Origin of the sequence: Streptomyces sporangiiformans (assembly GCF_005768555.2) — a bacterium.
Taxonomy (GTDB): Bacteria; Actinomycetota; Actinomycetes; order Streptomycetales; family Streptomycetaceae; genus Streptomyces; species Streptomyces sporangiiformans.
This window is the reverse complement of sequence record NZ_VCHX02000053.1, coordinates 1-8,166: the sequence shown is the minus strand read 5'-3', so window position 1 is coordinate 8,166 and position 8,166 is coordinate 1. Positions and strand designations below refer to the sequence as shown.

Sequence of the window (8,166 nt, the reverse complement as noted above, 5' to 3'; positions counted from 1 at the left end):
GGTGCGGGCGGCAAGAGCGTGTTCGTGTTCCCGGGGCAGGGCTCGCAGTGGGTCGGCATGGCGGCCGAACTCATCGAGTCCTCGCCGGTGTTCGCGGGGCGGATGCGTGAGTGCGCCACGGCGTTGTCCTCGTATGTGGACTGGTCGTTGTTCGACGTCCTCAATGATGCCGAGGCGTTGGAGCGCGTCGATGTCGTGCAGCCGGTGTTGTGGGCGGTGATGGTGTCCCTGGCCGAACTGTGGAGTGCGTACGGCATCAAGCCCGCCGCGGTCGTGGGGCATTCGCAGGGTGAGATCGCGGCGGCCTGTGTGGCAGGAGCCCTGTCCATCGAGGACGCCGCCAAGGTCGTGGCGCTGCGGTCGAAGGCGATCCTGGCGCTGTCGGGTCTGGGCGGCATGGTGTCGGTCGCCCTGCCCGTGGAGGAGGTTCGTGAGCGGCTGTCCGAGGGCCTGTCGGTCGCGGCGGTCAACGGGCCTTCGTCCGTGGTGGTTTCGGGAGATGTCGCGGAGCTGGATGCCCTGCTGGCCGCCTGCGAGGCGGAGGAGATCAGGGCCCGGCGGATCCCGGTGGATTACGCCTCGCATTCGGCGCATGTGGAGGCCATCCACGCCGAACTCCTTGATGTCCTGGTGGGACTTGAGCCGCGTACGGCGGAGGTGCCGTTCTTCTCGACGGTGACGGCCGACTGGCTGGACACCACGGTGATGGACGCCGAGTACTGGTACACCAACCTCCGCCAGACGGTTCGATTCGAGGAGGCCACCAAGGCGCTGGCCGAGCAGGGCCACCGCTTCTTCATCGAGGCCTCCGCCCACCCCGTCCTGACCGTGGGTGTCCAGGAGACCCTCGACGCCGCTGGAGNCCACCCCGTCCTGACCGTGGGTGTCCAGGAGACCCTCGACGCCGCTGGAGCCGACGCGCTGGTCCTGGGCTCGCTGCGGCGTGACGAGGGCGGCCTCGACCGGTTCGTCACCTCCCTCGCCGAGGGATGGGTGCGGGGACTGCCCGTCGACTGGCAGCCGCTGCTGGCCGGCGGGCGCCGCGTCGACCTGCCCACCTACGCCTTCCGGCGCAAGCACTATTGGCCCGCACCGGTCCGCCACGACGGTGAACCGGTCGCCGTGGCGGCCGACCCGGCCGAGGAGAAGTTCTGGACCGCGATCGAGCAGGAGGATCTGGCCGAGGTGGCCGAGATCCTCCAGGTCGACGGGGACCAGCCGCTCAGCTCGCTGATGCCGAGGCTGTCCTCGTGGCGGCGGGCCAACCGCGAGCGGTCCACCGTGGACTCCTGGCGGTACCGTGTCACATGGGAACGGATCACCGAACCCACGGCCCTGGCGCTGTCCGGCACCTGGCTGGTGCTGGTGCCGGAATCCCTGGCCGACGACGAGGTCGTGACGGGATCGCTGCGCGCTCTGGAGCGCGGCGGCGCCCAGGTCGTACGGCACACCGTCGACCCTCGCACCCTCGACCGCGCATCTGCCGCCGAACTGCTGCGGGAGGCTTCCCGCGCCGTCGGCGTATGGTCGCTCCTGGCGCTCGACGGCGGGCAGCACACCGCCTACCCCGCCGTCCCCGCGGGCGTGGCGGGCACGCTTCTCGTGCTGCAGGCCCTCGGCGACCTCGGTGCCGATGTCCCGATGTGGTGCGCGACCCGGGGAGCGGTGGCCGCCGGCCCCGGCGACACCGTCACACATCCGGCGCAGGCGCTGGTGTGGGGCATGGGCCGGGTCGCCGGCCTGGAGTGCACCGGCCGCTGGGGCGGTCTGGTCGACCTGCCCGCAACCGCCGACGAACGGGCCCTCGGCAGGCTCGGCCGGGTCCTCGCCGCAGGCACCGGCGAGGACCAGCTCGCGCTGCGCGCAACCGGGGCCTTCGGTCGCCGCATCGAACGCGACCCCGTGGGCGACGAGACCGCCAACGGCATGCCGGACAGCGGCCGTTGGCGTCCCCGGGGCACAGTCCTCGTGACCGGCGGCACCGGCGCCCTCGGGGGTCACATCGCCCGCTGGCTCGCGGCGGAGGGCGCCGAGCATCTGCTGCTCACCAGCAGGCGCGGCGCCGACGCGCCCGGCGCCGACGACCTCCGCGCCGAACTCATGGCGCTCGGCGCCCGGGTCACCCTCGCCGCCTGCGACGTCAGCGACCGTGCCGCCCTCGCCGAACTGCTCGACCAGCACCCCGTCGACGCGGTCGTGCACACCGCGGCCGTCCTGGACGACACCGCCCTCGACCTGCTCGATTTGGAGCAGGTCGAACAGGTCCAGCGGGTCAAGGTGCAGGCCGCCCAGCACCTGCACGAACTCACACGGGACCGCGAGCTGTCCGCGTTCATCCTGTTCTCCTCGCTCGCGGGCACCCTCGGCGCCTCCGGACAGGGCAACTACGCGCCGGGCAACGCCTTCCTCGACGCACTCGCCCAGCACCGCCGCGCCCAGGGCCTCACCGCCACCTCCGTGGCCTGGGGGCCGTGGGCCGACGGAGGCATGGCCGAGAGCGGCATCGGAGAGGTCGCCCGTCGGCACGGAGTGCCGGAGATGGCCCCCGGCCTCGCCGTCGCGGCACTGCGGCAGGCCCTCGACCGCGACGAGACGTACGTAACCGTCGCCGACATCGACTGGCAGCGGTTCCACGCCGCGTACACGGCGAGCCGGCCCACCCGGTTCTTCGACGCGCTCGACGACGCACGCCGCATCGTCGCCGCCACCGGGACGAGCACCCGGGAACAGGACGCCGACGACACCCCGACCGGTCTCGCCCAGCGCCTGGCCGGGCTCGCCCGCGCCGAACAGGAGGCGCTCCTGCTCGACCTCGTACGCACCCATGTGGCCGCGGTCCTCGGATACTCGGCCGACGAGACCGCCGACGAGCGCAGGCCGTTCCGGGACCTCGGCTTCGACTCGGTGACCGCGGTGCAACTGCGCAACCGCCTCAGGGCCGTGACCGGCCTGAAGCTGCCCGCCACCCTCGTGTTCGACCATCCCACCCCGACCGCGCTCGTCGACCTCCTGCGGGCGGAGCTGGTGGGTGCCGGCGCCCCGGCGGAGCAGGCGCCCCTGGCCCTCACCGGACCGCGGTTCACCGGCGGGGCCGACGGCGCGGAGGACCCGATCGCGATCGTCGCCATGAGCTGCCGCTTCCCGGGCGGCGTGCCCTCGCCGGACGACCTGTGGCAGATGCTCGTCGCCGAGCGCGACGCGGTCACAGGCCTGCCCACCGACCGTGGCTGGGACCTCGACGGTCTCTACGACCCCGACCCCGACCACCCCGGCACCTCTTACACGACTGCGGGCTCCTTCCTGCACGACGCCGCCCGATTCGACCCGGCGCTGTTCGGCATCAGCCCTCGCGAGGCGCTCGCGATGGACCCGCAGCAGCGACTCGTACTGGAGGCCGCCTGGGAGGTGTTCGAGCGCGCGGGCATCGACCCGACGTCGCTGCGCGGCACCCCCGCGGGAGTCTTCGTCGGCTCCTACCCGCAGGGCTACAGCGCCTCCGTGGCACAGGCTCCGGAGGAAATCGAGGGCTATCTCGTCACCGGCGACGCGGCCAGTGTCATGTCCGGCCGCATCGCCTACACCTTCGGCCTCGAAGGCCCGGCCATGACCGTGGACACGGCGTGCTCGTCCTCCCTGGTGGCCCTGCACCTGGCGGTCCAGGCACTGCGCAACGGCGAGTGCACGCTCGCACTCGCCGGCGGTGTGACCGTCATGGCGACCACGGCCACCTTCAGCGAGTTCAGCCGCCAGCGCGGCCTGGCCGCCGACGGCCGCTGCAAGCCCTTCGCCGAGGCCGCCGACGGCTTCGGCCAGGGCGAAGGCGTCGGCATGCTGCTCGTCGAGCGGCTGTCCGATGCACGACGCAACGGCCACCAGGTGCTGGCCCTCGTGCGAGGCTCCGCGGTCAACCAGGACGGCGCGTCCAACGGCCTGACGGCGCCCAACGGCCCCTCGCAGCAGCGCGTCATCCGGCAGGCCCTCGCCGACGCCCGCCTCGCACCGGCCGACGTGGACGCGGTGGAGGCGCACGGCACAGGCACCACGCTCGGCGACCCGATCGAGGCACAGGCCCTCATCGCCACGTACGGCCAAGAGCGTGACGCGGACCGTCCGCTGTGGCTGGGCTCCATCAAGTCGAACATCGGGCACGCCCAGGCCGCGGCCGGTGTCGCGGGCGTCATCAAGATGGTGCTGGCGATGCGGCATGGACTGCTGCCCCGCAGCCTGCACATCGACGCCCCGTCGTCCCGCGTCGAATGGTCCGACGGAGCGGTGGAACTCCTCACCTCCGCGACACCGTGGCCCGAGAACGGCCACCCGCGCCGCGCGGGAGTGTCCTCCTTCGGCTTCAGCGGTACGAACGCACACGTCGTCCTGGAGCAGGCCCCCGAGCCGCCGGCGCCCAGCGCGGACGACACACCAGGGATGACCGCGCCCACCGAGCAGCAGTCCGATCACGGCGTCGTTCCGCTGGTGCTCTCGGCCCAGACCGGCAACGCCCTGCGCGCCCAGGCCGCGCGAGTGCGCCGGCATCTGGAGGACCACCCCGAACTCGCCCCCCGTGACATCGGCTGGTCCCTCATCGGGACCCGGGCGGCGCTCGACCACCGTGCCGTGGTCGTCGGCCCCGACCGGCCCACCCTCCTCGGTGCACTCGACGCCCTGTCCGAGGGCCGCTCGGACGCGGCGCTCACCGAGGGAGTTCTCGGCGCAGGGCGCGGAAAGGTCGCGTTCGTCTTCCCGGGCCAGGGATCGCAGTGGGTCGGCATGGCCACTGAACTCATCGAGTCCTCGCCGGTGTTCGCGGAGCGGATGCGTGAGTGCGCGGCAGCTCTGTCGTCGTACGTCGAGTGGTCGCTGTTCGATGTTCTGGAGGATGCCGAGGCCTTGGAGCGGGTGGACGTGGTCCAGCCGGTGCTGTGGGCGGTGATGGTGTCGCTTGCGGAGCTGTGGCGCTCGTACGGGGTGCGGCCGGCTGCTGTGGTGGGGCATTCGCAGGGTGAGATCGCCGCGGCTTGTGTGGCCGGGGCGCTGTCGATCGACGATGCGGCTCGTGTGGTGGCTCTGCGGTCGAAGGCGATCCTGGCGCTGTCGGGTCTGGGTGGCATGGTGTCGGTGGCGTTGCCTGTGGAGGAGGTTCGTGAGCGGCTGTCCGAGGGGTTGTCGGTCGCGGCGGTCAACGGGCCTTCGTCCGTGGTCGTTTCGGGAGATGTCGCGGAGCTGGATGCCCTGCTGGCCGCCTGCGAGGCGGAGGAGGTCCGGGCGAGGCGTATCCCGGTGGATTACGCCTCGCACTCGGCGCATGTGGAGGCCATCCACGCCGAACTTCTTGATGTCCTGACGGGGCTTGAGCCGCGTACGGCGGAGGTGCCGTTCTTCTCGACGGTGACGGCCGACTGGCTGGACACGTCGGTGATGGACGCGGAGTACTGGTACTCCAACCTCCGCCAGACGGTTCGCTTCGAGGAAGCGACCAAGTGCCTCGTCGAGCAAGGGCATCAGGTCTTCATCGAGGCGAGCCCTCACCCGGTGCTGACCGTCGGCCTGCGCGAGACGCTGGACGAACTGGACTCCGCAGGAGTCGCCATCGGAACTCTGCGTCGTGGAGAGGGCGGCCCGTGCAGGTTCCTGCTGTCCCTCGGTGAGGTGCACACCCACGGCGTACGGGTCGACTGGACCCCTGTGTTCGCCGGGGCACGCCAAGTCGCCCTGCCCACCTATGCCTTCGATCACCAGCGATTCTGGCTCGTCGAGGAGGGTGTTTCTCCGGGTGAGGTCGGTGGGGTGGTGGCCGATCCGCTGGATGTGGAGTTCTGGGCGACGGTGGAGCGTGAGGACTCGGTGTCGTTGGCCGAGACGCTGGGTCTTGAGGGCGATGAGTTGGGTGTGGTGTTGCCTGCGTTGTCGTCTTGGCGTCGTCGTCACAAAGCCCGGTCGCGGGTGGACGAGTGGCGTTACTCGGTGTCGTGGAAGCCGGTGACGCTGGAGTCGCGGGCGCTGGCGGGGTGTTGGCTGGTGGTATCGGCCGACGCAGAGCAAGACGTGCTGTCAGATGTCTTGGAGGGCCAGGGCACTGAGGTGCAGCGCCTGGTGCTCGAGGGCGCCGTTCTGTCGCGGGCTGGGCTGGTTGAGCGGCTGTCCGGTGTAGGTGCGGTCGATGGTGTGGTGTCGTTACTGGGGCTGCGGGAGGCCGGCTTCGCCGACACCATGACCCTGACGCAGGCGTTGGGTGATGCCGGGGTTGAGGCGCCGTTGTGGCTGGTGACGCGGGGTGCGGTGTCGGTGGGCCGGTCGGATCGGCTGACGGCTCCGGTGCAGGCGCAGCTGTGGGGCTTCGGCCGGGTCGTCGGTCTGGAGCACCCGGACCGTTGGGGCGGATTGGTGGATCTTCCCGAGGCGCTCGACGAACGTGCTGGTGCCCGGCTGGCGGCTGTGCTGGCAGGCGTCGGTGGGGATGAGGATCAGCTCGCTGTACGCGGTTCGGGTGTGTTCGTACGGCGGCTGGTGCGGGCGCCGCTGGGTGATGTGCCGGCTGTCCGCTCGTGGTCGCCTCGTGGGACGGTGCTGATCACGGGTGGTACGGGTGCGTTGGGTGCGCATGTGGCCCGGTGGGCGGCGGCGAACGGTGCCGAGCATCTCGTACTGACGAGCCGTCGTGGCCAGGACGCTCCGGGTGCGCTCGGGTTGGCTGCGGAGCTGGGAGAGTTCGGCGCCCGGGTGACTGTGGCGGCCTGTGATGTGGCGGACCGGGAGGCGCTGGCGGGCCTGTTGGCCGAACACCCGCCGACCGCCGTCGTCCACGCCGCCGGCACGGTCCACAACAGCACCCTCGACACGCTCACGGACGACGCGGCGGCCGCGGTGCTCGCCCCGAAGGTGTCGGGTGCCCGGAACCTGGACGAGTTGCTCGGCGAGACGGAGCTGGACGCGTTCGTGCTGTTCTCGTCCAACGCGGGCGTCTGGGGCAGCGGCGGGCAGAGCACGTATGCGGCGGGCAACGCTTACCTGGACGCACTGGCGGAGGATCGCAGGGCGCGCGGCCTGAGCGCGACCTCCATCGCCTGGGGCGCCTGGGGCGGCGGTGGACTCGCCGCGGAAGCTGCCGCCGAGGAGCAACTGCGGCGGCGTGGTGTGCTGCCGATGGAGCCGGACCTTGCGCTGTCGGCGTTGGTGCAGGCGGTGGAGCACGACGAGACCTTCGTGGCCGTCGCCGATGTGGACTGGGCGCGTTTCGTGCCCGGCTTCACGGCGGCCCGCCCGCGCCCGCTCATCTCCGACATCCCCGAGGTGCGCCGGGTGCTGGCGGCATCGAACAGTGGGGATGTGCCCGGCGACGAGGCACCGGATCTTGTGCGGACCCTCGCCGCGGCCTCGGAGACCGAGCGCACCCGGGCCCTGCTTCAGCTCGTACGCGAGGAGGCCGCCACGGTGCTGGGCCTCGCGAACGCCGACGCGATCGACCGGACCAAGGCCTTCCGGGAACTTGGCTTCGACTCCTTGACCGCGGTGCAGATGCGCGACGCGCTTGGCAGGCGCATCGGCGTACGGCTGCCGGCCACGGTGGTCTTCGACCACCCCACGGCGGCCGCGCTCACCGAGCACCTGCGTGGCGAGATCCTCGGCGCCGACGCCGCGCCCACCGCACCGAGGGCTGTGGCCGCCGTCGCCGTGGCCTCCGACGAGCCGATCGCGATCGTCGGTATGGCCTGCCGTTACCCGGGCGACGCACGCTCCCCGGAGCAGTTGTGGGACCTGGTGGCCTCGGGCACGGATGCGATGGCGGAGTTCCCGACGGACCGCGGGTGGGATGTCGACGGTGACTTCAGCTCCGTGGGTGGATTCGTCTATGACGCGGGGGAGTTCGACGCCGGGTTCTTCGGGATCTCGCCGCGTGAGGCGCTGGCGATGGATCCGCAGCAGCGGTTGATGCTGGAGGCGGCCTGGGAGTTGTTCGAGCGGGCGGGGATCGATCCGACGTCCCTGCGCGGCAGCCAGACCGGCGTCTTCGCCGGTGCGTCCTCCCAGGGCTATGGCACGGGTCTGTCGCAGGCGGCGGGCGAAGGCTACCTGACGACTGGTGATGCGGGCAGTGTGGTGTCGGGCCGGTTGTCGTATGTGCTGGGGCTTGAGGGTCCGGCGGTGACGGTGGATACGGCGTGTTCGTCG

1 protein-coding gene and 1 pseudogene are annotated in these 8,166 nt (G+C 71.5%); both read left to right on the top strand.

The genetic code is table 11. The annotated features are described in order from the left end of the window. Positions 1–862: pseudogene (locus FGD71_RS48450) on the top strand (acyltransferase domain-containing protein); the annotation flags it as partial. 1 nt (position 863) lies between these two features. Further along, positions 864–8,166 (top strand): type I polyketide synthase (locus FGD71_RS04905; protein ID WP_244951198.1); only part of this gene is annotated, 7,303 nt, incomplete at both ends.